The sequence below is a fragment of the Solwaraspora sp. WMMB762 genome (genome assembly GCF_049179115.1).
GTDB lineage: Bacteria > Actinomycetota > Actinomycetes > Mycobacteriales > Micromonosporaceae > Micromonospora_E.
On sequence record NZ_JBMHMD010000001.1, the window covers coordinates 2,784,661 to 2,810,604 of the forward strand.

Below are 25,944 nucleotides of genomic sequence, written 5' to 3' on the forward strand. Positions count from 1 at the left end.
ACGTGATCAACGGCCGCCGCACCGCGATCAGCGGCGGTCGAGAGCGGCGCCGCGGTCAGCCGGCGGCGTACCGGACCTCGCCGGCCACCACAGTGGCCAGTACGGTGCCGGCGAGCAGCGCATCGGCGTCCGGGGTGAGCGGGTCGACGTCGAGCACGGCCAGGTCCGCCGGCTCGCCGACCCGGAGCACTCCGTTACCCCAGCCGGCCGGCTGACTGCCGGCCACCTGCGCCGCGCCGGTGGTGAACAGTGCCAGGGCCTCGGCGGCGGTGACCGCCTGGTCCGGCCCGAGCGGCTCGTCGCGGCCCCGTATTCGACGGGTCCGGGCCTGCCAGATGCCGTGCAGCACCGACATCGGCGGCCCCGGCCCGTCCGAGCCGCCACCGACCGTCACCCCCGCGTCCAACCAGGACCGCAACGGGTTCGCGGCGGCCGCGACCGGCTCGCCGAGCCGGTCGATCAGGTTGAGCCCGAACGCCCACTGCAGCGCCGGATGCGCCGACACCGGCACACCGAGCCGCCGGGCGGTGGCCATCGCCTGCGGCCCAGGGCCGAGGTAGGCGTGGATCAGGTGAAAGCCCAGTCCGGCGATCGGCGTACCGGCCGCGACCTCGGCGAAGACCGACAGGGTGAGGTCGATCGCGGCGTCGCCGACGGCGTGCACACCGACGCCCCGCCCGTGCGCCGCCGCCGACGCGCAGTGCGCCCGCACCGTCTCGGTACGCAGACTCTGGTTGCCGTGGTAGCCGTCGGTGCCCGGCCAGGGTGACGACAGCAGCGCGGTGCCGAGCGAGCCACCGCCGTCGAGGAACAGCTTCGTCGGCCCGGCGCGCAGCAGACCGGGCGCGGCCCGGTCAAAATCACAACCATCGAGGGTACGACGCAGCTGCGCGTCGTCGACGTCGTCGCCACCCAACGGCATCGCGACGGTACGCAGCCGCAGCGCACCGGCCCGGCCCGCCGCCGCGTACGCGGCCAGTTCGGCGGCCGGCACCGCCGGGTCGACGGCGGTGGTGATGCCATGGGCGAGCAGCGCCGCCTGCCCGGCGGTGATCCAGTCGATCCTCGTCTGCTGGTCCGGCTCCGGGACCACCGCACGGACCAGGGCCACCGCCGGATGTTCGACGAGCAGCCCGGTCGGGGTGCCGTCGGCGTACCGGTCGATCCGCCCGCCGGGCGGGTCCGGGGTGTCGGCGGTGACGCCGGCCAGCCGCAGCGCGGTCAGGTTGGCGATGCCGTCATGGCCCTTGCGGTCCAGCAGCACCGGCCGGCCAGGAGCGGCAGCCTCCAACTCGGCGGCGCTGGGTAGCCGGCGTTCGGCCAGGTCACCGGGGTCGAAGCCGGCATCGGCCTCGATCCACCGGCGGGTCGGATGCCGGCGGGCGTACCCGCTGATCCGGTCGCAGATGTCGCGGACGCTGACCGCGTCGTCCAACCCGACCCGGGCGGCGGCCCGGCCGGCCCAGATCAGATGGACGTGGCTGTCGACGAAGCCGGGCAGCACCACCGCGCCGGCCGGGGCGAGCTCCGGCGTACCGGTGGGGACGGCGGCGCGGGCGGCGCGCAGGTCACCGACGGCGACGATCCGACCGCCCCGTATGGCCACCGACTCGGCCCGTAGGCCGGCCGGGTCCATCGTCCGCACGTCGCCGACGACGAGCAGGTCACCGCCGGTCACCGGGTCACCTGCCGGAAGGCGAGGGCCTCGTGCAGGGTCCGGGCGGCCTGCGCCCCGGCGTGCACCGCGTCGTGCAGCCGCCCCGGGCGCAGCGCGTCGCCGCAGCGCAGCACCGGCCGGCCGGTGGCCACCTCGACGGCAGCCTCGTACAGGTCGTGGTGGGGTTCGCGACCGACCGCCGCGACGATCAGCCCGGCCCGCAGTACCGTTCCTGCCACCTGTACCTCCTGGTCGTCGGTGACCCTGGCCCGGTGGCCGAGCACGGTCCGCACCCCGACCGAGGTGAGCAGGTCGGTCCAGGTCGGTGGGTCGTCGGGGGGTTCGTCGTCGAGCACCTGGGGGGTGTCGCCGAGCAGTGTGACGTCGGCACCGCGCCGGGCCAGCGCGGCGGCCGTGCTGGTGCCGGTCCGGCCGGCGCCGATCACCAGCACCGGACCGTCGGCGGGCAGCGGCATCAGGCCTCGCAGCACGTCGAGCGCGGGCACCGCGCCGGGCAGCGACCGCGCCACGCCACCGGTGGCGACCAGCAGCCCGGCCCACTCTCCGCCGAGGTCCGCCGGGTGCAGCGGCGCGTCAACCACCTCGACGGCGCTGGCCGCGAGCCGGTCGGTCAACCAGCGCAGGTACGGGGTGAAGCTGTCATGCACCCCGCTGTCCACCGCGTCGCGCAGGGCACCGCCGGGCCGGCCGCCGGTGTACAGCCGGACCCGGTGGCCGTGTTCGGTGAGCCGGTGCGCGGCTTCCAGGCCGGCCGGACCGGCACCGGCGACGAGCACCGGCGCATCCGGTCGCCCCGGGCCGGACGACCCTGAGGCGGGCGGAACCGGGCCGGACGACTCTGAGGCGGACGACACGGTGGCGGGCGGCAGGCTCAGCGACGGGTTGACGGTGCAGGCGACCGGCCGGCCGACCAGGGCGGCGCGGGCGTGGCAGCCGTCGTTGCCGCGTACGCAGGGTCGGATCCGCCCGGCGGCACCGGACAGGGCCTTGTCCGCCCAGTCGGGGTCGGCGAGGAAGGCCCGGCCGAGCGCGACCAGGTCGGCGGTGCCGTCGCGGAGCAGCCCGGCGGCCTGCGCCGGTTCGGTGATCCCGCCGCAGGCGATGGTGGGCAGACCTGCGGTCCGCAGGGTCCGGGCCGAGCGCCAGGCGGCGCCCGGTGGCACGGCGGCCGGCGGCACCTGGCGTATCCGCGTGGCGTGGTCGCCGGACGACACGTGTACCGCGTCGACCTGGCCGGTGGCGGCCAGGGCCGCGACCAGCTCGGTGGTCTCGGCCAGCTCCTGCCCACCGGGTTCGTGGTCGCGGTCGGACAGCCGTACGGTGAGCGCCACGTCGGCCGGCAGCGTCGCACGGCAGCGGGCGACGACCTCCAGCAGGACGCGACGTCGCCGGGCCGGATCGCCGCCGTAGTCGTCGTCGCGCCGGTTGGTGTGCGGGGAGAGGAACCCGGCGAGCAGGTAGCCGTTGGCCGCCTGGATCTCCACTACCTGGAAGCCTGCCTGGGCGGCGCGGGCTGCGGCCCAGCCGAACCCGGCGACGACCCCGGCGATCTCGTCGACGGTGATCGCGCGGGGCCGCAGCCCGAGTCGGCGTTCGATGGCGGGCCAGGGCACCGCCGACGCAGCGAGTGCCTCCCCCGGCAGGGTGCGCTGCCGTCCGGCGTGGGCGATCTGCAGCCCGGCGACGCGACCGTCGGCCCGGATCCGCTCCGCGACCGGGGCCAACGCGACGGCGTGGTCGTCGCTGGCGATGCTGAGATGGCCGGGGAAGCCGAGGGCGGCGCCGTCGTCGATCGCGGTGAACTCGACGATGGTCAACGCGCTTCCCCGGCCGACCCGCGCATAGTGGTCCCGGTGCCACGGCCGGGCGTACCCGCCCGCGTCGGCCGCGCCGGTCGAGGTGGGTCCCTTGACGATCCGGGACCGCAGCGTGACCGGCCCGACCCGGTACGGGTCAGCGAGCAGCGTGGCCGCTTCGGCTGCGTCCATCAGCGGCCCCGCAGGACGGTGGCCGCACCGTCGGCGCGGGGGTCGCTGGCCGCGTCGAGGCCGGCCGGGGTGAGCCGGGACAGTTGGACGTGCCCGGCGTCGTCGTGACGCCGCGGCAGCTGCACCACCCGCAGGCCGAGGTCGGTGGCGGCGGCCCGCAGCGCGTCGGTGGCCGGGGTGTCGGGTTCGAGCAGCAGGCTGGGCCGGTCCTGGCCGACGTCGCGGGCGCCGATCACCCAGCGGGGGCGGGCCAGCAGGCCGGCCGGGTCGGCGGTGGTCAGCGCGTCGGCGGCGACCTGGGCCAGGATCCACGGCTGGGCCCGGCCGCCCTGGCAGCCGAGCGCGACGACCCGGTCCGGGCCGGTGGCGATCGCCGGGCAGAGGGTGTGCGGTGGGCGGGCACCGGGGCGCAGCCGGCCGGGGTGGGTCGGGTCGAGGCTGAACACCGACCCCCGGTTGTGCAGCACCAGGCCGGTGCCGGGTTCGCAGATGCCGGCGCCGAACGTCTGGAAGACGCTCTGGATCAGGGTGACGGCGGTGCCGTCGCTGCCGACGGCGGTGACCGCGACGGTGTCGCCGGCCGGTTTCGGGCCGGGCGGTGGCACCGGCCCGGCCGGCGGGTCGGTGCGTAGCAGCAGCCCGTCGAGGTCGATCGGACCGGTCCGGGGATCGCCGAGCAGGGTGTCACGGCGCTGCTCGGCGGCCCGGGCGGTGACCAGCGCGGCGGCCGCGTCAGCGGGCCGGGCGCTGGTGGCACCGGCCGCCGGGTTGCCGTCGGCGGTGCGGCCGGCGGCGGCGAGCATGGCCAGCAGGGTGGCGCCCTGGCTGGGCGGCGGCGCGACTGACCAGGTCACCTCGGAGCCGGCGGCGGCGTACCGCAGTGGATCGGTGAGCTCGGCCGCGTGCCCGGCCAGGTCGGCGGTGGTCAGCGGGCTGCCGAGTGCGGCCAGCCCGGCGGCCAGCGCCTCGGCGAGTTCGCCCTGGTAGTAGTCGCGCCAGTCGGCGCCGATGGTGCCGAGGGTGCGGGCCAGCGCCGGCTGGCGCAGCACCGCTCCGGCCGGCAGCGGCGTACCGTCGCCGTCGAGCAGCAGCGCGGCCAGACCGGGATCGGCGCGGACCACGTCGAGCCTGCGCAGGATCGCCGCAGCCAGGCCGGGGCTAACCGGGACACCGCCAGCGGCCAACTCGACGGCGGGTGCCAGCACCCGGGCCAGCGGCAGCCGGCCGCCGAGATCGGCGAGCGCGGCCCAGCCGGCGACGACACCGGGCACGGTGACGGTCAACGCCCCGCCGGGTGGCATCCGGTCCCCGGCTGCGCGCAGCGCCGCGACGTCGACGCCGACGGCGGCCGCGCCGACCGACAGCACCGCGCGTACCTGGTCGTCGGCGGTGCGGACCAGGGCGATCAGGTCACCGCCGGCCGAGCACTGGTGCGGGTAGGCGACGGTGAGCGCGGCGGCGGCGGCGAGGGCGGCGTCGACGACACCGCCGCCGGCCGCCACCACGTCGGCGGCGGCGTCCAACGCGGACGGATGTGGTGCGGCGAGCGCGATCTCGATCGACATGTAGGTCAGTCTCGCCGGGTCAGTCGCGCTGGATCAGGATGGTACGGGCGAACGCCCCGTCAGCGCCGACCAGCTTGGTCGGCAGGCAGACCAGTTCGTACTCCCCCGGTGGCACCGCGTCCAGGTCGGCGTTCTCCAGGATGATCACGCCGGAGCCGAGCAGCGCGTGGTGGGCGTCCCAGGTGTCGGTGCGCCGGTGGCTCTCGATGGTCAGGTAGTCGATGCCGATCAGCGCGACCCGCTGGTCGATCAGCCAGCGGGCGGCCTCCGGGGAGAGCCCGACCCAGGATTCGGCGCGTTCGGTCTCGCGCAACGGGCCGGCCGAGTTGCTGGTCTTGAGCAGGACCCGGGTGGCACCGGCGACTCCGGCGGCGACCAGGTCGGCGACGGTCACGTCCCCGTCGACGGCGGTCAGGTCGGCGACCACGGCTGGTCCGACCAGGGTCTCCAGGGCGACCTCGTCGATCGGGGTGGCACCGTCGACGAAGTGCGCCGGTGCGTCGACGTGGGTGCCGGTGTGCGCGCCGAGCCGCCACCGGGTGACGTTGGAGGCGTCGCCGTTGGCCAGCGACTCGACGATCTCCACCTCGGGTTTGCGGCCCCAGTGCAGCATCTTCGGGTGGATCGGCAGGGTGATGTCGTAGATCTTCACGCGGAGTGCTCCTTCGCGGCGCCGGTCGGGGCCGGTGGGCGGGACGGTCAGGGCCGGTGGGTGGGGTCGGGCCAGGGTTCACGCACGGCGGCGGCGACAGCCCGCGCGGTGGTGGCCACGCAGCGGTCGAACTCGGCCCGACCGTGCTCGCCGGTGGCGTCGGCGACGTCGCGGCCCCACACGCCGGTGTCGCTGACCTGGTCCATCCGGTAGTCCCAGAACGAGTCGACGTCGCGGTGCGAGGTGGCCTTGTCCATCCGGACCAGGTCCGGATACAGGTGCAGCATCACCGAGGTTTCGAAGTAGTTGGCGTGCATCAGCCCGCGCCCGTGGTAGACGTGCCCGTCGACCTCCGGCCCGGGGTACATGGTCACGTAGGCCAACGCCCGTACCCGCGAGTCGCGGTGGCGTACCCGCAGCTTCTCGGCGGACACGTCGAGCGAGCCGTTGTTCCAGATATGCCCATTGAGGAGGATGAACTGCCGTACGCCGCTGGCGTGCAGTGAGTCGATGACGTCCTCGACGACGGCGATCAGGGTCTCCGGGCGCAGCGCGATGGTGCCGGCGAAGTCGCCGTGCGAGGCGGAGACGCCGTACCCGATCGGCGGCACCACCGGCACGCCGGTGAGCGCGGAGACGTCGCGGGCGACCGCGTCGCAGATCAGCGTGTCGACGGCGAGCGGCAGGTGCGGGCCGTGCTGTTCGGTGGCGCCGACCGGGATGATCACCGAGTCGACGGCGGTCGCCGTCTCGCCGGCCTCCGGCCAGGTCAGGTCGGCCCAGGCGACCGGCGTGCCGGGGCCGTCGAGCTCGGCGGCGAGTGCCGCCCGGTCAAGGTCGGTGCGGGACGGTTCAGACACGGTGTTCCTCTCTCGGTACATGGACGGAGTCGGGCGCGGCGCGGTACGTGGACGGGGCCGGGTCACCAGGCCCGGCGGGTCTTCTCCGGCAGCAGGTCGATGGCCTCCATCGCGGTGACGGCGCCGTCGACGGTGGTGATCCAGACCCGGGCCTGCGGGCTGTAGTCGCTGATCAGCTCGCGGCACACCCCGCACGGGGCGATGACCCGGAACCGACCGGCCGGCTTGATCTGCACTGAGACAACGCTGTCGACGGTGAGCGGCGTACCGGCGGGCAACGCGGCGCGGGCCGCGCCGAGGGCGACACCTTCGGCACAGATCGAGCTGCGCCGGCAGGACCCTTCCAGGTGCACGCCGGTGTGGACGGCTCCGTCCGGGGTGCGCAGCGCGGTGGCGACCTCGTGCCGGCCGGCGACCCAGACCTTCGACAGCAGCCGCTGGGCGACGTCGAGCAGCTCGACCTCGCCCGGGGTCATCCCGGCCGGCGCCGGTACGGGCGCGACGTCCTCGGTGATCATGCGGTGATCCCGAGCAGCTTCGCCATGTTGCCGCCCTCGACGAGTGCCCGGTCCGCGGCGTCCGGGATCGCCTTGGCGATCTTCATCCGTTCCAGGTCGAAGTCGGAGCCGGGCCACTCGCTGCCCAGCAGGATCTGCTCCGGGCCGAGCCGGGCGTACGCCCGCTTGACGTCGCTGATCAGGGTGGCTGAGGTCTCCAGGTAGATGTGCGGGTTCCGTTCGGCGACGATGATCGCCTCGGGAACGTTCCAGACCGCTCCCATGTGGGCGATGATCGTCGGTACCTGTGGGTGGCCTTTGGCGATCTCCTCGATCGCCAGCGGCGCGCAGAACGCGTCGTCGAGGGCGTTGATCAGCACCATCAGGCCGTGTTCGGCGCAGGCGGCGAAGACCGGGTCGAGCAGTCCGTGGTCGGCGACGTGGTAGCCGTGCAGGCTGGGGTGCAGTTTGAGCCCTTTGAGGCCGGCGTCGGCGATCCGGGCGATCTCGTCGAGCGCGTCGTCGTCGGCCGGCCGGACCTGCCCGAAGCCGAACAGCCGGTCCGGGTGGGCCTTGGCCAGGCCGATGATGAAGTCGTTCTCGATCCGCTGGGCCAGGGAGCAGACCATCGCCATGTCGACCCCGGCGGCGTCCATCCGGTCCAGGATCCGCCGCGGGTCGAACGGCGTGTACGGCGGCGGTGCCTGCCCCGGCCGGGCGCCGGTGAGGTAGTCGGACCGGCCCCGCACGTCCTGGGTGGTGTTGTACGCGTCGATGATCACTGTGTTGTGCCTCCGGTGGTGACGGTCGACGGTGCCGGGATGTCAGCCGGCACCAGGGGCAGATGGCAACGGACCGTGCGGCCCGGTTGGATCGGTCGCAGCGCCGGCGCTTCGGCGCGGCAACGATCGACGGCGTACCGGCAGCGGGTATGGAACAGACATCCGGCCGGTGGGTGGGCGGGGTCGGGCAGTTCGCCGGCGAGCACGATCCGTTCCCGGTCGGACTCCTGGTCCAGGGTGGGCACGGCGGAGAGCAGTGCCTCGCTGTACGGGTGTGCCGGCCCGCCGAAGAAGGTGTCCCGGTCGGCGACCTCGATGATCTGGCCGAGGTACATGACGGCGATCCGGTCGGCGATGTGCCGCACCACGCCCAGGTCGTGCGAGATGAACAGCATGGTCAGCCCGCGCTCCCGGGTCAGGTCGGCGAGCAGGTTCACCACCTGGGCCTGGATGGAGACGTCGAGCGCGGAGACCGGCTCGTCGGCGACGATGAACCGGGGTGACGGGGCGAGCGCCCGGGCGATGCCGATGCGCTGCCGCTGGCCGCCGGAGAACTCGTGCGGCCGGCGTCGGCCAGCGTCGCGGCCGAGCCCGACGAGGTCGAGCAGTTCGTCGACGGCCCGGCTGGCGTCGGCCCGGCTGGCCCCCCGGCCGCGCAGCAGCGGCTCGGCGACGCTGTCGGCGATCCGCCGCCGCGGGTTGAGCGAGCTGAACGGGTCCTGGAAGACCATCTGCAGGTCGGCGCGGATCTGCCGGAACACAGTCCCGCGCAGGCCGGTGATCTCCCGGCCGAGTAGTCGGATGCTGCCGGCGGTGGGTTCGGTGATCCGCAGGATGGCCCGGCCGAGGGTGGACTTGCCGCAACCGGACTCACCGACCAGGCCGAGGGTCTCGCCCTCGCGGATCTCCAGGTCGACGTCGCGCACGGCGCGGACCGGATCACCGCCGCGCCCCGGGTACTCCACCCGCAGGTCGGTCAGCTGGATCAGTGGCACGCTGGTCACGGTCGACCTCCGACCGCTGCCGGGGTGCGGGCGGTGTGCCGGGCCGACGCGTCGAGCAGGCACGCGTCGATGTGGCCCGGTTCGCCGTACCGGTTGACAAGCTCAGGCGGCGACGTGTCGCAGTCGGCGTGGGCGAAGGCGCAGCGTGGGGCGAAGCCGCAGCCGGGTGGTCGGTCGACGCCGGTGAGCGGGCTGCCGGGGATGGCCGGCAGCCGCTCGGCGACCGGCCCGTCGACCCGGGGCACCGAGTCGAGCAACCCCATCGTGTACGGGTGCTGCGGTGAGTACAGCACCTGGTCGCGGGTGCCCTGCTCGACGATGCGGCCGCCGTACATGACGGCGACCCGGTCGGCGACCTCGGCGACCACTCCGAGGTCGTGGGTGATCAGGACGATCGAGGTGCCGTGCTCGGCCTGCAGCCGTTTGAGGGTGGCCAGCACCTGGGCCTGGATGGTGACGTCCAGCGCGGTGGTCGGCTCGTCGGCGATCAGCACGGTCGGGTCGTTCGCCAGCCCGATCGCGATCATGACGCGTTGCCGCATGCCGCCGGAGAGCTGGTGCGGGTAGGCGCGCGCGTTGCGGGCCGGGTTGGCGATGCCGACGTCGGCGAGCAGCTCCTCGGCCCGCTGCCAGGCCCGCGCCCGGCTGATCCGTTGATGGGTACGGATCATCTCGGCGACCTGGGCCCCGGCCCGCTGCAACGGGTTGAGCGCGGCGAGGGCGTCCTGGAACACCACCGAGATGTCCCGGCCCCGGACCCGGCGCAGGTCGGCCTCGCTGGCGGTGGTCAGGTCCCGCCCGGCGAACTCCACCCGGCCGGTGATGTGCGTGCCGGGCGCCCGGTTGAGCCCGACCAGGCTCATCGCCAGGGCGGACTTGCCGGAGCCGGACTCGCCGACCAGGGCGAGGATCTCCCCGGCGTGCAGGTCGAGGTCGACGCCGGCGACGGCCGGCAACCGGCCGGCCGGTACGTCGAACTCGACCCGCAGCCCGCGCACGGACAGTACCGGTGCCGGCGGGTCGGCCGGGGCCGGGTTCGCCGAGGCCGGGCCGGTCGGGGTGGAGGTCACCGGGGCGCTCCGGTGATGCTGGCGACGGCCTGCTCGACCAGGTCGGCGACGGCGCGGGGCCGCACGCGGGGAGTGAAGTGGCTGCCGCCGACCTCGGAGACGGCAGCGCCGGCGCGGGCCGCCATGTCCCGTTGGGTGTCCGGTCGCAGTGTCCGGTCCTCGCTGGCGACCAGGTACCAGGACGGCTTGTCGCGCCAGGCGGGCACCCCGGTGGGCTGCGCGAAGATGGCGTCGGCGCTGGGGCGCGAGTCGGCGTCGAAGTTGTCCCGTTCGGCTTCCGGCACGTCCCAGCCGATCTCCGCCCAGTACTCGGGGCTGTGCTCCGAGGCCCATTCGCCGTTCGGACCGCGTCGCATGTGCCGGCTGACCTCGGCGGGCGGGTAGCGGCCGATGATGTCCTGGATCGACTCGCCTTCGTCGGGGGCGAACGCGCAGACGTAGACGAGCCCGGCGACCCGCTCGTCCCGGCCGACGTTGGTGATCACCGCGCCGCCGTAGGAGTGACCGACCAGCAGCACCGGCGCGGTGCACTCGGCGAGCACGGCGGTGGTGTTGGCGACGTCCTCGACGAGCGAGTTCATCGGATTGGTGACCAGGTGTACCCGGTGTCCGGTGGCGCGCAGCAACGGTGCCACGTGGGCCCAGGTGCTCGGGGTACCGCCGGCACCGTGCACCAGCACGATATCCATGATGGGCTCATCCTCTCCGTAGGCGCGGGTCCAGGACCAGGTAGAACAGATCGACTGCGGCGTTGACCAGCACGAAGAGCAGCGCGATCGCCAGCGCGGCGCCCTGCACCACCGGGTAGTCGCGTTGCAGCACCGAGCTGACCAGCAGGTTGCCGACGCCCGGGTACGAGAAGACGGTCTCGGTGATCACCGAGCCGCCGAGCAGCGAACCGAACTGCAGACCGAGCACGGTCACGATGGGCAGGCCGGCGTTGCGCAGCACGTGCCGGCGCAGGATGGTCCGCTCCCGCAGCCCTTTCATCCGGGCGGTCCGCACGAAGTCGTCGCTGAGCACCTCCAGCACCGAGGCCCGCACGATCCGGGTGATGAAGCCGGCCATCGCCAACGCGAGGGTGGTGGCCGGCAGGATCAGGTACTGCAGCCACGGCCCGACCAGTTCGGGCCGGTCCTGCAGGATCGCGTCGAGCAGCACGAAGTTGGTGGTGGGCTGGTAGTCGAGCTGGCTGGGCAGCCGACCGATCACCGGCATCCAGCGCAGCCACACACCGAAGATCACGATGCTCAGTACGCCGAGGGCGAACCAGGGCAGCGAGAAACTGACCGTGGCGATGGACCGGGTGGTGGTGTCCACCCAGGTGTCCTTGCGCAGCGCGGCGATCACCCCGGTGACGACCCCGATGAGGATGGCGATCAGCATCGCCGCGACGGTCAGCTCGATCGTCGCCGGCAGTGCCCCGCCGAGCAGGTCCAGCACGCTGTTGCCGCCGTAGAAGGAGCGCCCGAGATCGAGGCCGAGCAGGTCGCCGAGGTAGCGCAGGTACTGCTCCCAGATCGGCTTGTCCAGGCCGAGGGCCTCGTTGATCCGCGCTTCGTTGGCCGAGATCTGCTCGGCGCTGAGGCCCTGGGTGCCGCTGGCCGCGAGGGTCGACGACGGCGAGCCGGGCAGGCGACGGATGGCCAGGAACACCAGGGAGGCCAGGACGAACAGCACCACCGGCACGCTGGCCAGCCGGCGCACCGTGAGCATCGGCAGCGACCTGCCGCGCAGCAGCCGGATCATCGACGGCTCCTCGGGTCCAGCGCGTCGCGCAGGTCGTCGCCGACGAAGTTGCTGGCGACCACGAAGATCAGCGTCAACGCGGCGGGCAGCACCGCCATCCGGGGTGCCGAGTAGATGAACTCCTGCCCGGCCTGCACCATGTAGCCCCAGTCCGGGGTCGGCGGCTGGATGCCTAGGCCCAGGTAGGACAGGCCGGCGGCGAATCCGGCGGCCACCGACAGGGTCATCACGACCTGGGCGAGCAGCGGGCCGGCGATGTTCGGCAGGATCTCCTGGACCATGATCCGGGGCGACCGGGTGCCGCCGAGCCGGGCGGCGAGCACGTAGTCGCGGGCGGCCTCCCGGGCGGTCAAGGCCCGGGCCAGCCGGGCCAGACCGGGTGACAGCGCGACACCGACCCCGACCACCAGACTGCGTACGCCGGGTCCGCTGGCCGCCACCACCAGGATGATCAAAAGCATCGATGGGAAGGCCAGCCCGACGTCGGTGACCCGCATCAGGATCTGCTCGCCCCAGCCGCCGAGGTACCCGGCGAGCATGCCGACGGTGGTGCCGATGGCCGCGGCGACGGCGGTGGCGAGGAACGCGACCAGCAGCAGCGGTCGGGCGCCGTACACGAGCCGGGCCAGGAAGTCGCGGCCGAGATCGTCGGTGCCGAGCGGGTGCCCGGCGGTGCCGAACCCGGCGAGGGTGACGTTGGACTGCCGCTCCGGGTCGGCGCCGATCATCAGCGGCCCGACGGTCGCCATCAGCACGAAACCGACGACCACCAGCCAGGAGACGGTGGCCAGCCAGGACCGGGCGATGGAGCGCCGCGCGTAGGCGGCTCTCCATCGCCCGACCGGCCGCGCCCCGGCGACCGTCACCGGTCCCCCGGACGGGCCGACGTGGGGGTCGGATCAGACACTGGCGTTCTCCATGAAGCAGCGGTGGTTGCCGAGCGCGGCGACGTTGGCGCCTTCGACGTTCGCCCCGGTCACCACCGGGTTCGCCGAGTAGCAGAGCATCGACAGCACCATGTACTGCTCGGCGAACCGGCGCTGGATGTCGGTGTACGCGGCGGTGCGCTCGTCACCGTTGGGCAGGTTCTTCGCGGCGGCCAGGTCGTCAGCGAACGCCTCTGAGCCGGGCAACGTGTTGAATCCGGAGGTGAAGTCGCCGTACACCCCGGATGGCAGGCCCATCGCCCCGATCATGTTGTCCGGGTCCGGGATGTAGGAGTTGCGCTCCCAGATCATCAGCTCGTGGAACTCGTCGTCCGGGTCGAGCAGCCGGCTGAAGTAGGTCGCCGGGTCGACCGAGTCGCTCACGACGGTCAGCCCGATGTCGGTGAGGTTCTGCGCGACGATCTGCGCCGCTCGCGGGTGCCAGGAGTCGCTGGCCGCCATCAACGCCACCTGCCGGCCGGTGGCGCCGGCCGACTCGATCAGCCGCCGGGCCTCGTCCGGATCGAACCGGCTCAGGTCGGCCAGGCTCGGGTCGTAGCCGTCCTGCGACGGCGGGATCGTGTAGCCGTCGGGTGGCGCGCCGATTCCGAAGAACGCCTGGGCGATGATCGCCTCGCGGTCGATCGCCAGGTTGATCGCCTGGCGCACCTCCAGCTCCGGGATCCGCCTGGCATCGATCATCATCATCGCATCGAAGCTGTACGGCGTCTCGTGGAAGGTCACCGCGTCGTCGGCCTTGAGCTGCTCGATCGCCGAGTACGGGGCGAACTGGGTGGCGGACAGGTCGCCACTGAGCAGCGAGCTGACGATGGTCGACGGGTCCTGGACCTGTTGCATCACCAGCCGGTCGACCTTGGGCCGGCCGGTGCGGTAGTCCTCGAACGCGGTCAGCACCACCTGCTGCCCGGCAGTGGCCGAGGAGAACTGGAACGGGCCGGTGCCGACCAGGTTCTTGCCGATGTCGGCGCCGTACTCGGCAAGTGCGGCGGAGGAGATGATCCGACCGCCGATGTCGGAGAGCCGGTTGAGCACGGTGGCGTCGGGGCTGTTGAGCACCATCACCACGGTGTACTCGTCGGGGGCGTCCAGCGAGGCGACGTTGGCACCGAGGCTGCGCAGCGGCCGGGACGACCCCTCGGGCAGGGTCGGGTCGTCCTCGTTGAACTGCCGACCGAGGCTGGCCAGCACGTCCGCCGAGGTGAAGGTGGTGCCGTCGTGGAAGGTGACACCCTGGCGCAGGGTAAAGGTGTAGGTCAGCCCGTCGTCGGAGATTTCCCAGCTCTCGGCGAGGTCGGCCTGCGGCTCGTTGGTCTCGAAGGAGATGAAGGTCAGCCCACGGCAGATGCAGTCGACCGCCATCCAGTCGCCCAGTGAGGTGTAGAAGGCCGGGTCGTGGACGGCGCTGGTGGCGTCGATGCCGAGCGTGAGGGTGCCGCCGCTGCTGGTGCCGTCGTCGCCGTCTTCGCTGCCGTCGGAGGCTACGCCGCAGGCGGCGAGCAGGCTGCTGGCGCCGAAGCCGAGGCCGAGCAGTCCGGTGCCACGCAGCATCGCGCGGCGGGTTATCAGGTTCTGCGGGAGGTTGCGGGGATCGTCCGACATAGTGCGCTCCTCGGCAGGGTATGGGACGAAGATGGATGAAATTTCATTTGGATTGGATCCAAAACCATCATCTGCGGTACCCAATTCGGGTCCGTATCGCGATTGTGAACGTCTGGTGTCGGGATGTCGAGAATGGACAGGGTCCCCCATGGCCGGCGCGCTGGCCGACGTACCGGCCGGGTCAGTCGGCCGGCACCACGTCTGTTCCGGTGGAGCAGCAGGCACTGCCCGCGCCGCGGGCAGTGGCCGGATCCGGAACGTCCATCGCCGGATTGCGGTCGAAGAAGCCGTCCGGTTCAAGGATCATGTGGATCGCGTCCACCGGCATCACCGGCCACTGCTCGGGACGCGGGAAATGGTGGGTGCCGAGCACCGGCCACAGCACCAGCTCCGCACCGTCGATCGACCGGTCCTGGCGCTGCCAGACCTGCACACCGTCGTCGCCCGGCTCGGCGTGGTTGGGATAGCGGCCACCGAGGAACTGCTCCTGCGGGTCGTACGGGGTGGCCCACAGGTGCTGGTGGATGAACGGTGCGCGGCGGGCCATCACCGAGTCCGGCCGGGCGAACGACCGGGTGGTGTTCGGCAGCAGCAGCCGGTAGGCGGTCGGTTCACCGTACCGGTTGGTCCGGGTGGTGCTCTCCACCCGCCAGCGGCGGGCCGACGACGGATCGGTGCGGCGCGCCGCCTGCGACTCACGCAGCAGCGGGGTACGCACGTTGCGTACCGCGTTGCCGTACGGGTCGAGCGCCGCGTCGGTCTCGCCCTCGGCGTGCTCCTCGACCAGCCGGTTGCGCGGTCCGTCCACCGCCATGTCCAGGCGTAGCCCGAAGTAGTGCTGGTGGGTCGGGGTCTGCACGTTCGGCGCGACGACCCGGCCGTAGCGCACCTCGTCGCCGTCGGCGATACCGGAGGCGGAGAGCATCCCGGTCAACTTGACCTCCAGCTCGATCCGGCCGTCCTGGTAGAGCGACCAGTAGAAGCCGTAGTCGTAGTTGGCCACGGTCTGGAAGTTGGAGATGACCAACCGACGCGAGCGGCGCACCTGGCTGACCCCGCGCCGCAGGTCGTTGTGCTTCCAGAGGATGCTGTGGTCCTCCTCGTGCATGCAGATCGCGTTCGGGATGGTCACCGGATCGCCGTCGCCGCCGAGGTAGGCGGTGTCGAAGTAGTAGATGACGCCGAGGCAGTCGCAGCCGAGGGCAAGCGAGTTGGTCAACGGCCCGGCCCCGTACTCGCCCCAGTCGAAGAAGTTCTTGCGGTACTGGGTGGAGTTGGGGTCGAGGTACGGCACGTACATCTCGTTGCAGGCGGCCCGCTTGACCACCGGCCGGCCCTGGAACTCCAGGTCGTACAGGACCAGGCCCTCGCGGTGGGTGAAGCCGACCCGCAACTGCCAGCCCTGCCAGCTGACCTGCCAGCCGTCGACGTCGAAACTCGGACCGTCGGGCTGCACGACGTCCAACGGCCGTAGCCCGGGCCGGGTCGGCCAGGCCTCGGCCTCCAGCGGGCCGGCCTCGTCGGAGATCGGCACCACGCCGTGGTCCTCGACCTCAAGGACCTCCATGGTCGCCATGTCGATGATCGGCACCACGCCCTGCACCGGGCGCACGTAACCGTTGTCGCCCTCGTCGACGCGGTGCCAGACGGTGCCCCAGGTGAGCCGCCGGTCGGCGTACCGCTTCGGCTCGAAGCCGCCCATCGACTCGGCGTCGACCATCACCAGGGAGACGTCGTGGATGCCCCGCTTGGCGAGCACCTCGCGGAACACCGGGCTCTGCCGGCAGGCCTGGGCGGCCGCGCGGGCCTCCTCGGAGGTGATGCCGGGCCGACGCGGGTCGAGCGGACGCCAGTCCAGGCAGCGGTCGGCGGCACCGTCGCCTTCGGCGTGCTCCGACCCCGCACCGTCACTGCGGCTCCCGGCGCCCAGCGCGACGTCGATCTCCCAGGCGGTGCCGGCGGCGTGGTCCATGGCCACCAGTCCGAGTCGGACCTCCCCGGCCGTGGCCGCGCCGGCCAGGACGGCCCGGGCGTGCGCCTCGTCCAGGGTGGCTCCCCAGAACCGGGTCCGCTCGCCGAGCCGACCGTCGGCGCGGGCGACGGCGACGGCCCGGGCGATCTCCGCCGGGCTGGGTGGGTCGAGCGGATGGTTGCGGTGGTTGCGCCCGTCCGGGCTGGGGTGGCACGCGCTCACGATTGCTCCTGTCGCCGTCGCGGGAGTCGTTCCGATGCGGTCCGGCTCGTCTGGGGTCGGTCTGCGTCGCGTCGTGGTGGCTGCGGCGGGCCGGTGCTTCCTAAGAACTCCCTGGCCAAGGTAGTCTCGGATACTACCGCAGGATCTTTGGATCCAAAACCGGGATCCAAAGCGAAATGTACGGGACCCGCAGGGTCGCCGGCCGGCTTGCTATCGTGACACCCACATCGCACCACTGTGGAGACGATGGCAGCCGGGCCGGAACCCGGCCGGCTGGGCCGCACACCGATCAGACAGGGGCACCGGGCATGCCAGTCAGCTCGACGGAAACCACCAGCAGTGCCCTCGTCGACGCCACCGCGGCCAAGATCCGCGCCAAGATCATGTCCGGTGAGATCCCGATCGGCGCCCAACTGCGCCAGGCCGAGCTGGCCAAGCTGCTCGGTGTCAGCCGCACCCCGGTCCGGGAGGCGCTGCGGCAACTGCAGACCGGCGGGCTGATCGAGGTGGTGCCGCACCGTGGGGCGGTGGTCCGGGTGCCGGCGCCGTGGGAGGTCCGGGAAGCCTACGAGGTCCGTGCGGAGCTGGAGGCGCTGGCCTGCGAACGGGCGGTCAGCCGGATCACCGACGACGTCCTGCACGAGTTGCGGGAGGCCAACTCGCTGCTGCGACGTACCGAGCAGGCCGCCCGGGGCAGCATCCCGCAGCGACGGGTCGACGACGACCCGGGGGTCGCCCGCGCCCGGGTGGCCCTGGCCGGCTCCACCAACGCCGCCAACGACCGGTTCCACACCCTCATCCACCAGGTGGCCGGCAACGACTGGCTGGCCAGGGTGATCAAGGAGATCAACGAGGCGTTCCCGCGCAACGTCTCGGCACTGGTGCTGCAGGACAATCCGCGGCACCGCGACGACAACTTCCACGAGCACGAACGGATCATCGCCGCGCTCACCGAAGAGGACGGCGAACGCGCTCGGCGCGAGATGCAGGCCCATGTGATCAGCGCCGGTGAGCAGTTGGCTCGCTGGTACGAGCGGCGATCGGCGACGGTGTTCCGGGGTTGACCCGGTCGGCGGCCCAGTCCCCGGGTGGCACCCCGTCGATCCCCATCGCCGCCGGAGCGAGAAACTCCAGATCCGGCCGGGGCACCCCGGTCGCCAGGTCGGCCAGCGCGGCGCCGATCGCCGGCCCGAACTTGAACCCGTGCCCGGAACAGGCCGCCGCGATCAACGCCTGCGGATGCGCCGGCAGCGCACCGACCGCGAACCGGTTGCCCGGTGCCATGGTGTAACGGCAGGCCAGCTCGGCGGTGACCGGGCCGTCGGCGGCCGGCAGGAACCGACGGGCGACGGAGAGCAGCTCGGCCCGCTCGGCGGCGGTCACCGGCCCGGGTGCCCGGCTCAGGTCGTCGACCGGCCCGTGGTCGAACCCCACCTTGACGGCGTCCGGACCGTACGCCGGGATGCCGTAGAGCAGACCGACGCCGGGGACCTCCACGGAGAACGGGCCGAGCGCCGGTGGGGCCAGCAACGCCGGGGTCGACGAGCCGATATGGATGTTGACGATCCGTACGGTGGTCAGCCGGCCGGCGAACTCCGGCACCAGGTCGGCGGTCCACGGTCCGGCGCAGATGACCAGCCGGTCGGCGAGAACGTCACCGGAGTCGGTGTGCACCCGGACCCCGGCACCGTCCGGATGCCAACCGGTCACCCGGCAGCCGTCGCGGCGGTGCACCCCGGCGGCCCGGCCGAGCCCGGCCAGCGCGTCCATCGCGGCGGCGGCGTCGATCACGCCGGCCGCCGGATCATGTACGGCCACCATGTCGGCGCCGAGCACCAGCCCCGGCGCGATGCCGGCGGCCTGGTTGGCGTCGACCAGGACACAGTCCGGCCCGCGCAGGGTGCTGCTGGTCCGGGCCGGTCGCGCGTAGAGGCCCCCGACGGTGCTGACCAATCGGCGACCAGCGGCCTGCTCCAGCTCGCGCCAACCGGTGTACGCGCGGTCCACCAGGTCGTCCCAGACCGGCGACGGGTAGGCGCGGCGGATCATCCGGGTCCGTCCGTGTGACGATCCTTCGGTGTGCCCGGCCGGCAGCCGGTCGAGCTGGATCACCCGGACGCCGCGCGCGGCGAGCGCCCAGGCCGCGCTGCGACCGTGGACGCCGGCGCCGACGACGACCACGTCGGCCCGGCGGTCGGCACCGGTCAGCAGCGCGGGAGCCGGAGCCGGCGCGGCAGTCGGCCCGGGTGGTGGGGTCGGTACGGGTGGTGGGGTCGGCACGCCGGTGGCCGCCGGGCGGGCCAGTCGGGCGAGCAGCGCGTTCACCTCGGTGTCGTCGTTGTAGACGTGTACGGAGGCACGGACCACCGCCGGCAGGCCGCGTCGGCCCAGGTCCCACTGGCCGTGGCTGGCCGGCACAGCGACCAGGTGCAGGCCGGCGGCGCGCAACGTGCGTACCGTGGTGGTCGGTTCCTCGCCGTCGCGAACGAAGGTGACGATGCCGCCGCCGGCCGCCGGCGGGTCGACCACGGTCACTCCGGGCAGCTCGGCCAGCCCGGCCCGCAACCGGGCGGCCAGCCCGCTGACGTACGCCGAGATAGCGTCGATGCCGAGGACGAGCGTCTCGGTCAGCGCGGCGCCCAGGCCGAGCCGCAGCGCGTGCGACGCCTCCCAGGTCTCGTACCGCCGGGCGCCGGGCAGCAGGTCGTACTCCTCGTCGCCGGTCCACCGGGCACCACGCACGTCCGGGGTCAACGGCCGGGCGCGCTCGCGCAGCGCCGGGTCGAGGTAGAGCAGCCCGGTGCCGCGCGGTCCACGCAGGAACTTGCGGCCGGTGGCGACCAGGATGTCGGCGCGCATCGCGCCGACGTCGACGGGCAGTTGGCCGACCGACTGGGTGGCGTCGACCAGCAGCGGAACGCCGACCGCGGCGACCCGGGCGCCGATCTGCGCGACCGGCTCGATGAGTGCCGACGAGGTCGGTACGTGGGCGACGGTGACCAGCGCGGCCGGCTGCCGCAACGCCTGCTCCAACTGGTCCAGGTCGACGCCGCCCGAGCCGTCGGTGGGCAGCACCTCGACGCTGATGCCCCGGGTGCGGCGCAGCTCGAGCAGGTGCAGTGCCGAGCTGACGTAACTGGACGCGGAGGCGAGGATCCGATCGCCGGGGCCGAGACGCAGCGCGTCGATCGCCCGGTGCCACGCGACGGTGGCGCTCTCCACCAGGGCGACGTCCTCCCCGGTCGCGCCGAGCAGCCGGCCGGCCAGGCGGTAGACGTCGGCGGTCCGCTCGGCGGCGGCCTCGGCCGCCTCGTAGCCGCCGAGCCGCGATTCGAGCCGCAGGTGGTCGATGACCGTGTCGAGGACGGCGAGGCTGGGCAGTGCGGCGCCGGCGGCGTTGAGGTGGTGGGCCAGGGTCGCGCCGGGAGTGGCGGCCCGCAGCGCCGCCGGGTCCAGCGGCTCAGGCGACGGGTCGGCGGGCTCCGCGCCCGCGCCCGCCGGTCCGGTCTGGGATGCAGTGTCTTTCAAGATGGATCCCATCGGTGATCGGGGCGGTACCCGGTCTGGCGAGGTGCCACCGACCGGACCGGGCACCGCCGGTCAAAGCGCGACGACGACGCCCTTGCGCTCGCAGTACGAATGCAGGGCGTCGTCGCCCAGGTCCCGGCCCAGACCGGAGTCCCCGACCCCGCCGAAGGACAGCGCCGGGTCGAAGATGTTGTACGTGTTCACCCAGACCGTGCCGACCCGCAGCGCGGCCGCCATCCGGTGGGCCCGGGACAGGTCCCGGGTCCACACCCCGGCGGCCAGCCCGTACGACGTGTCGTTGCCGATCGCGACCGCCTCGTCCTCGTCGTCGAAGGCGATCACCCCGGTCACCGGCCCGAAGATCTCCTCCCGGGCGATCACCATGTCGTTACGTACCCCGGTGAACAGGGTCGGCTCGACGAAGTAGCCCGGCCGGTCCGGCACCCCGCCGCCGACCGCGACCGTGGCCCCCTCCCGGATGCCGGTCTCGATGTACGACAGCACCTGCTGGCGCTGCTCCTCGGAGACCAGCGGACCGACCGTCACCCCGCCGTCCAGGCCGTTGCCGACCGGCACCCGCCGGGTCGCCGCCGCCAGCCGCTCGGTCATCTCGTCCAGGATCGACCGCTGCACCAGCAGCCGGCTGCCGGCGGTACACATCTGCCCGGAGTGGCCGAACGACGCGCGCATCGCGGTCAGCACCGCGGCGTCCAGGTCGGCGTCGGCGAAGACGATGTTCGGGCTCTTGCCGCCCAACTCCAGGGTTAGCCGCTTCATCGTCGGCGCCGCGCCGGCCATCACCAGCCGACCCACCTCGGTGGAGCCGGTGAAGGACACCTTCGCCACGCCCGGGTGGGCCACCAGCGCCGCGCCGACCTCGCCGTCGCCGGTCAGCACGTTGAACACCCCCGGCGGTACGCCGGCCTCGGCGGCCAGGGCGGCCACCCGCAACATGGTCAGTGGGGTCTGCTCGGCCGGCTTGACCACCACCGGGCAGCCGGCGGCCAGCGCCGGGGCGATCTTGAAGCAGCCGGTCATGATCGGAAAGTTCCACGGCAGGATCAGCGCCGCCACGCCGACCGGCTCCAGCACCGTGTAGACGTGGTGGCCGCCGCCGTCGATCGGCACGACGGTGCCGGTCAGCCGGCTGGTCGCCCCGGCGAAGTGCCGGAACGCCCGGGCCGCCGCGCCGGTGTCGGCCCGGGAGCGTTCGATCGGCTTGCCGTTGTCCCGGGTCTCCAGCACCGCCAACTCCTCGAGGTGCGCCTCGATCAGGTCGGCGAGCCGGTACAGCACCCGGGTGCGTTCCAGCGGGGCCAGCCCGCTCCACCGGCGGTCGGCGTACGCCCGGGTGGCGGCGGCCACCGCGGCGTCCACGTCGTCGGCGGTGGCCTGGGCGACCCGGCTGATCACCGCACCGGTGGACGGGTCACGCACCTCGATCAGCGCGCGCCCGCCCGGGGCGATCCACTCGCCGTCGACGTGGAACGGCTCCAGGTCGGCCAGTGGGGCGACAGACGACGTCATCGGGCGACTCCCTCAGATCAGGTCGAAGTACTCGCGCTGCTCCCAGTCGGAGACGTGCGCGAGGTAGCGGGCGAACTCGCGGCGCTTGAGCGTCGCGTACCAGGAGATCACCGGGGCGCCGAGCGCGGCGGTGAACGCCGGATCGGCCTCCAGCGCGGTCAGCGCCTCGGCCAGCGAGGCCGGCAGCCGGGGCGCGTCGGCGGCGTACGGATCCTGCACCGCCGGTGGCGGGGCAAGCCGCCGGTCGATCCCGTCCAGGCCGCTGACCAGCTGCGACGCGATATACAGGTACGGGTTGGCGGCCGGCTCGCCGCACCGGTTCTCCAGCCGTACGCCGGTGTCGGAGCCGGCGCCGACGGCGCGGACCATGGCCCCTTTGTTGTCGACCCCCCAGGCCACCCGGTCCGGGGCGAGCGAGAACGGCAGGTAGCGCTTGTAGCCGTTGACGGTCGGGGTGGCGAAGGCGGCGGCCGCGCCGGCATGCTCCAGCAGACCGGCGAGATAGTGCCCGGCGACCGGGGAGAGCGCCTCCCCCGGCACGGTCGGGTCGAACGCCGCCGCGCCGGTGGCCAGCTCACGCAGCGACTGGTGCAGGTGCCAGCCGGTGGACGCGGTCTGGGCGCCGGCCGGACGGGACATGAACGTGGCGTGGTAGCCGTGCCGGCGGCAGAGCTGGCGGATCGCCGAGCGGGCCAGCAGCACCTGGTCGGCGGCGACCGCCGCGTCCCCGGCGGTCATGGTGATCTCGAACTGGCTCGGCCCGAACTCCAGCTCCAGGGACCGCAGCGGCAGGTCGAGCCGGGTCAGCCCGTGGTGCAGCAGTTGGACGACCTCGTCGGCGCGGTCCAGCCCGTCCTCGTGCAGCAGCTGCGCGCCCCGGCTCAGCGGCCGGGTGCCGCTGGCCTGGCCAGGGGCGCCGGGCCGGCCCACCTGGTCGTCGTCGAGCCCGCCGTCGGTGGGACCGTCGGCAGCGAAGACGTGGAACTCCAGCTCGGCACCGACGGTCATCGCGTACCCGGCGGCGGCCAGCCGGTCGAGCTGCGCGCGCAGCAGGCCACGGGTGCAGAACGGCACCGCGGCACCGTCCGGGAACCGCAGGTCGCACAGCACCCAGCCGGTCCGCGGCGCCCACGGCAGCACCCGGAACGTGGTCGGGTCGGGCACCAGCACGATGTCCCCGGCACCGGCGAACCCGCTCACCCCGACGCCGGTGTCGGCGGCGAAGACCGGAAAGACCGACGCGCCGGACGGGTCCTTGAGCAGCAGCGACGACGGCGCGGTCACCCCGGACCGCAGCGCCGTGGCGGCCGCCTCGCGGGTCAACGTCTTGCCGCGCAGCACGCCGTGCTGGTCGGCGAAGGAGAACCGGATCAGCTCGATGCCAAGCTCGTCGACGACCCGGCGTAGCTGGCCGGCGGCGGCGTACTGGGCGTCGGTCCACAGTTGGTGACGATCGATGAAGCCGCCCCGGTCGGCGGCGAGCATCGGCACGGCGCGGCGGCCGTCCCCACCGTCGGCGACGGGCCGTTCGTCGAGGCTACGCATCGCTGGCCGCCGACCGTGCCGGACCGCCGACCGCCGACCGCGCCGGGGCGCCGGCCCACGGTGAGCCGGCCCGCCGCTGCGCCTCGCGCTCGCGCCAGGTCTGTTCCCAGCCGTCGGTCGGGGCGACGGTGTCGACGGCGAGCGGGCCGGTCAGCTCGGCGGCGGCGGCCTCGTCGGCCGGGCGGGCCGGGACCGGGTTGCCGGCCTCGAAGGCGTCGATGGCGCGCAGCAGCAGCCGGCGGTTCGCGGTCACCGCCCGGTCGGAGACACCGAGCCGCTCGACGGTACGGTCCTGGATCGGGCCCATGCTCTCCACCGCCCACTGGTCGTGGACGTTGATGTCCAGGCCCATCCCGGTGTAGGTCAGGTCCCGCTGCTCGGCCGGGTCGAAGCCCCAGTTGTTGGCGCGGTTGCGCAGCGGCCGGTAGTCCGGCAGGGAGACCTCGTCGAGCCGCTGGGCGAGCAGGGTCTGCTTGTCGGTCGGCTCGGCGAAGTCGTAGAAGATCATGTACCAGTAGTGGTGGTAGTCGTCGATCGGCACGTGCCACTGGCAGAAGACCTTGTCGTTGCCGAACGGCACGACGAACGCGTTCGGGAAGACCAGGTTCGTGATGCGTACGTGGCGGATCTCGTCGGTGAGCTGGCGCAGCGCGTACACCCGCAGGCCGTGCTCGGCCTGCTCGACCTCGATGTCCGGCCGGTAGGCGTCGCCGACCAGCTTGGACAGCTTCTGCCCGGTGCCGGCGACCTCCTCGCTGAACTGCTGGCCGTAGACGTCGCGCGGATCCTCGTCGATGAATCGGTGCAGGAACGAGACGTGACTGGGGTCGATACCGCCCTCGACGCCCTGCAGCCAGTTGCACTCCCACAGTCCTTTGAAGGCGAAGGTGTACTCGTCGGGGGCCTGGAAGCAGTCGTAGTGCGGCATCGGCGGCGGGTCGCCCTCGCCGAGGTAGGCGAAGATGATCCCGTTGCGCTCGACGCACGGGTAGCTGGGGATGCGCACCTTGCTGGCGAAGGTGCTGTGCGGCGGCTCGGCCGGCTGCTCCAGACAGCGCCCGTCCGGCCCGTACAGCCAGCCGTGGTAGAGGCAGCGCAGCCCGCCGTCCTCGTGCCGGCCGTACGCCAGGTCGACGCCCCGGTGCGCACAGAACCGCCCGACCAGCGCCCAGCCACCGTCGGCCTGCTTGAACAGCACCAGGTCCTCGCCGAGCAACCGGACGGGCTTGACCGGCCGCTGCGGGTCCATCTCCGACACCAGCGCCGCCGGCTGCCAGTACGCGCGCATCAGCCGACCGAGCGGCGTGCCCGGCCCGGAGCGGGTGATCCGCTCGTTCTCCTCGCGCCGCAGCATGGCACCCCTCCCAGCTAGGCATCCGATCCATCAAGCATTGGATCCAATCCTGGCATAGATGTGGGCAGCGCGATAGATGCAGCATCCCGCTATCTGCGGAATCGCGGACGGTTACTCCAGCGTCACGCCGTGCCGGTTCAGCTCCGCCGCCAGCTCCGCCAGGCCGGTCACCTGGTCGATGTGCACCACCCCGGCCGGCACCCTGGCCGGGGTGCCGGCCGGTGCCCCGGTGCCGCCGGTCAGCACCTGCCGGGCGACCACCGCCGCGACCGCCCCGGTGACCTGGCTCGTGCCGCGCCCGGCCACCGCCCGCGTCACCGCCGGTCCGCTCGATCTGCTGGCGCTCGCCCGCACCACGAACCGGTCGGCGCCGACCCGCGCCCGGACCAGCGCCGACACCAGCACGTCGTCCAGTCGCAGCCGGCGGGCCAGGCGGAACAGCCCGGACGACCGACCCGCGAACAGCGTCCAGGTCAGAGCCCTGGAGTCGAGGCACATCCGGGTGGTGGCCCGGATCCCGTGACGGGCCGCCAGGACATGCTGGTCCGAGAACGGAAAAGGGAAGACGGTACGGCGACCGGCCCCGGGCAACTCGACCCGCGTCCGACGCGGCCGGCCGACGTCGCCACCGCCACCGACGTCGCCACCGGCACCGGCACCGGCACCGGCACCCACCGTGCCCGCCGACGCGCCTGCGGCCTGCTCGACGATCCACCGCACCGAGTCACGACCGTGCGGGTCGCCGGTGCCGAGCATCAGCGCCAGCTCCACGGTGTCCGCGCCGGGCAGCTCCCGCAGGCACTCGTCGGCGAGCAGGTTGGTCAGGCCGGGAGCCACGCCGACGCTGAGCACGACGGTCGATCCGGTACGGACGGCGAGCTGATCGAGGTCGGTGAGCGGCCGCAGCAGCTGCGGCGAGGCGGTGATGTCGACGTAGTGAACACCTCGGCGTACCGCCTCCTGGGCCACCGCCACGTTCGCCCGTTCCACCGCCATCACCACCAGCGCCGCGTCCGCTGACAGCCGGGCGCGGTCGGCCGCCGACGTCACGTCGACCTGCCGCCAGGTGGTGCCGCCCCCGATGGCGTCGGCTGCCCGCGCCGCCCGGGCCGGGTCCCGACCGGCCACCACCACCCGGCCGGGGAACCACTCCGCCAGCATGTCGGCGGTCGCGTGGCCGACCGCCCCGTACCCGCCGACCACGACGACGGCACCGCTGCCGGCGGTCACCGGTCCACCGCCGGGCGACCCGTACGGATGTTGACGATCTTGGTCACGATGCTCTCCGACGAATGTGCGTGCTGCGGACTCCCCTGCCCGGCTGGCAGGCCCGTTGTGCCTTCTGCCAGGTTTCAGCTATCGCGCCATAACCACAAGTACGGGTTGGTCCTGGCTGCCATAAGCT

The 25,944-nt window shown here is 73.2% G+C and carries 20 protein-coding genes; 1 reads left to right on the top strand and 19 read right to left on the bottom strand.

What is annotated here, in order from left to right:
- Positions 1 to 55 precede the first annotated feature (55 nt).
- From ACN27J_RS12380 to ACN27J_RS12445, 14 genes are all read right to left on the bottom strand, one after another.
- Complete coding sequence (locus ACN27J_RS12380) at positions 56 to 1,678, bottom strand: amidohydrolase (protein WP_421366148.1); 1,623 nt, start codon at positions 1,676 to 1,678, stop codon at positions 56 to 58.
- Entirely contained in the window at positions 1,675 to 3,666 is a 1,992-nt protein-coding gene (locus tag ACN27J_RS12385) for an FAD-dependent oxidoreductase (RefSeq protein WP_421366149.1), read from the bottom strand. The genes ACN27J_RS12380 and ACN27J_RS12385 overlap by 4 nt, the downstream gene beginning before the upstream one ends.
- On the bottom strand, positions 3,666 to 5,231 hold the full coding sequence (locus ACN27J_RS12390) for a gamma-glutamyltransferase (RefSeq protein ID WP_421366151.1): 1,566 nt from the start codon (positions 5,229 to 5,231) through the stop codon (positions 3,666 to 3,668). Before ACN27J_RS12390 ends, ACN27J_RS12385 begins: the two co-directional genes overlap by 1 nt.
- Positions 5,232 to 5,250: 19 nt before the next feature.
- Positions 5,251 to 5,883, bottom strand: a complete 633-nt coding sequence (locus tag ACN27J_RS12395; protein ID WP_421366153.1) for a cyclase family protein — start codon at positions 5,881 to 5,883, stop codon at positions 5,251 to 5,253.
- 47 nt (positions 5,884 to 5,930) lie between these two features.
- Positions 5,931 to 6,743 (bottom strand): creatininase family protein, encoded by an 813-nt coding sequence (locus ACN27J_RS12400; RefSeq protein WP_421366154.1) that lies wholly within the window; start codon positions 6,741 to 6,743, stop codon positions 5,931 to 5,933.
- A gap of 62 nt (positions 6,744 to 6,805) precedes the next feature.
- Positions 6,806 to 7,261 carry a hypothetical protein gene (locus ACN27J_RS12405; protein ID WP_278170837.1) on the bottom strand — a complete coding sequence of 152 codons (456 nt, stop codon included), beginning with the start codon at positions 7,259 to 7,261 and terminating at the stop codon, positions 6,806 to 6,808.
- Positions 7,258 to 8,022 (bottom strand): amidohydrolase family protein, encoded by a 765-nt coding sequence (locus tag ACN27J_RS12410; protein WP_421366156.1) that lies wholly within the window; start codon positions 8,020 to 8,022, stop codon positions 7,258 to 7,260. The genes ACN27J_RS12405 and ACN27J_RS12410 overlap by 4 nt, the downstream gene beginning before the upstream one ends.
- Complete coding sequence (locus ACN27J_RS12415) at positions 8,019 to 9,026, bottom strand: ABC transporter ATP-binding protein (RefSeq protein ID WP_421366158.1); 1,008 nt, start codon at positions 9,024 to 9,026, stop codon at positions 8,019 to 8,021. The genes ACN27J_RS12410 and ACN27J_RS12415 overlap by 4 nt, the downstream gene beginning before the upstream one ends.
- On the bottom strand, positions 9,023 to 10,096 hold the full coding sequence (locus ACN27J_RS12420) for an ABC transporter ATP-binding protein (protein WP_421366160.1): 1,074 nt from the start codon (positions 10,094 to 10,096) through the stop codon (positions 9,023 to 9,025). Before ACN27J_RS12420 ends, ACN27J_RS12415 begins: the two co-directional genes overlap by 4 nt.
- A complete protein-coding gene (locus ACN27J_RS12425; protein WP_421366161.1) occupies positions 10,093 to 10,785 on the bottom strand; it encodes an alpha/beta fold hydrolase in 693 nt (230 codons plus the stop codon). The genes ACN27J_RS12420 and ACN27J_RS12425 overlap by 4 nt, the downstream gene beginning before the upstream one ends.
- A 7-nt stretch (positions 10,786 to 10,792) precedes the next feature.
- Positions 10,793 to 11,845 carry an ABC transporter permease gene (locus ACN27J_RS12430; protein ID WP_421366162.1) on the bottom strand — a complete coding sequence of 351 codons (1,053 nt, stop codon included), beginning with the start codon at positions 11,843 to 11,845 and terminating at the stop codon, positions 10,793 to 10,795.
- A complete protein-coding gene (locus ACN27J_RS12435) occupies positions 11,842 to 12,711 on the bottom strand; it encodes an ABC transporter permease (protein ID WP_421366163.1) in 870 nt (289 codons plus the stop codon). Before ACN27J_RS12435 ends, ACN27J_RS12430 begins: the two co-directional genes overlap by 4 nt.
- 33 nt (positions 12,712 to 12,744) lie before the next feature.
- Positions 12,745 to 14,391, bottom strand: a complete 1,647-nt coding sequence (locus ACN27J_RS12440) for an ABC transporter substrate-binding protein (protein WP_421366164.1) — start codon at positions 14,389 to 14,391, stop codon at positions 12,745 to 12,747.
- Between the two features lie 181 nt (positions 14,392 to 14,572).
- Positions 14,573 to 16,585 carry a primary-amine oxidase gene (locus ACN27J_RS12445; protein ID WP_421366166.1) on the bottom strand — a complete coding sequence of 671 codons (2,013 nt, stop codon included), beginning with the start codon at positions 16,583 to 16,585 and terminating at the stop codon, positions 14,573 to 14,575.
- Between the two features lie 308 nt (positions 16,586 to 16,893).
- Here ACN27J_RS12445 and ACN27J_RS12450 point away from each other — a divergent pair, with 308 nt between their 5' ends.
- Positions 16,894 to 17,649, top strand: a complete 756-nt coding sequence (locus ACN27J_RS12450; RefSeq protein WP_421366167.1) for a GntR family transcriptional regulator — start codon at positions 16,894 to 16,896, stop codon at positions 17,647 to 17,649.
- Here ACN27J_RS12450 and ACN27J_RS12455 read toward each other — a convergent pair.
- The 5 genes from ACN27J_RS12455 to ACN27J_RS12475 form a co-directional block, all read right to left on the bottom strand.
- On the bottom strand, positions 17,585 to 20,113 hold the full coding sequence (locus ACN27J_RS12455) for an FAD-dependent oxidoreductase (RefSeq protein WP_421366168.1): 2,529 nt from the start codon (positions 20,111 to 20,113) through the stop codon (positions 17,585 to 17,587). The genes ACN27J_RS12450 and ACN27J_RS12455 overlap by 65 nt on opposite strands.
- 72 nt (positions 20,114 to 20,185) lie before the next feature.
- Positions 20,186 to 21,640, bottom strand: a complete 1,455-nt coding sequence (locus tag ACN27J_RS12460; protein WP_421366170.1) for an aldehyde dehydrogenase family protein — start codon at positions 21,638 to 21,640, stop codon at positions 20,186 to 20,188.
- A 12-nt stretch (positions 21,641 to 21,652) separates the two neighbouring features.
- Entirely contained in the window at positions 21,653 to 23,185 is a 1,533-nt protein-coding gene (locus tag ACN27J_RS12465) for a glutamine synthetase family protein (RefSeq protein ID WP_421366172.1), read from the bottom strand.
- Positions 23,178 to 24,539 carry a Rieske 2Fe-2S domain-containing protein gene (locus ACN27J_RS12470; RefSeq protein ID WP_421366174.1) on the bottom strand — a complete coding sequence of 454 codons (1,362 nt, stop codon included), beginning with the start codon at positions 24,537 to 24,539 and terminating at the stop codon, positions 23,178 to 23,180. Before ACN27J_RS12470 ends, ACN27J_RS12465 begins: the two co-directional genes overlap by 8 nt.
- 111 nt (positions 24,540 to 24,650) lie before the next feature.
- Positions 24,651 to 25,769 carry a saccharopine dehydrogenase NADP-binding domain-containing protein gene (locus ACN27J_RS12475; protein WP_421366176.1) on the bottom strand — a complete coding sequence of 373 codons (1,119 nt, stop codon included), beginning with the start codon at positions 25,767 to 25,769 and terminating at the stop codon, positions 24,651 to 24,653.
- Positions 25,770 to 25,944 lie beyond the last annotated feature (175 nt).

Coding starts and splice junctions, on each gene's coding strand:
- ACN27J_RS12385 (WP_421366149.1), bottom strand. CDS start 3,666: ATGGACGCAGCCGAAGCGGCCACGCTGCTCGCTGACCCGTACCGGGTC.
- ACN27J_RS12460 (WP_421366170.1), bottom strand. CDS start 21,640: ATGACGTCGTCTGTCGCCCCACTGGCCGACCTGGAGCCGTTCCACGTC.
- ACN27J_RS12430 (WP_421366162.1), bottom strand. CDS start 11,845: ATGATCCGGCTGCTGCGCGGCAGGTCGCTGCCGATGCTCACGGTGCGC.
- ACN27J_RS12450 (WP_421366167.1), top strand. CDS start 16,894: ATGCCAGTCAGCTCGACGGAAACCACCAGCAGTGCCCTCGTCGACGCC.
- ACN27J_RS12440 (WP_421366164.1), bottom strand. CDS start 14,391: ATGTCGGACGATCCCCGCAACCTCCCGCAGAACCTGATAACCCGCCGC.
- ACN27J_RS12390 (WP_421366151.1), bottom strand. CDS start 5,231: ATGTCGATCGAGATCGCGCTCGCCGCACCACATCCGTCCGCGTTGGAC.
- ACN27J_RS12470 (WP_421366174.1), bottom strand. CDS start 24,539: ATGCTGCGGCGCGAGGAGAACGAGCGGATCACCCGCTCCGGGCCGGGC.
- ACN27J_RS12465 (WP_421366172.1), bottom strand. CDS start 23,185: ATGCGTAGCCTCGACGAACGGCCCGTCGCCGACGGTGGGGACGGCCGC.
- ACN27J_RS12425 (WP_421366161.1), bottom strand. CDS start 10,785: ATGGATATCGTGCTGGTGCACGGTGCCGGCGGTACCCCGAGCACCTGG.
- ACN27J_RS12405 (WP_278170837.1), bottom strand. CDS start 7,261: ATGATCACCGAGGACGTCGCGCCCGTACCGGCGCCGGCCGGGATGACC.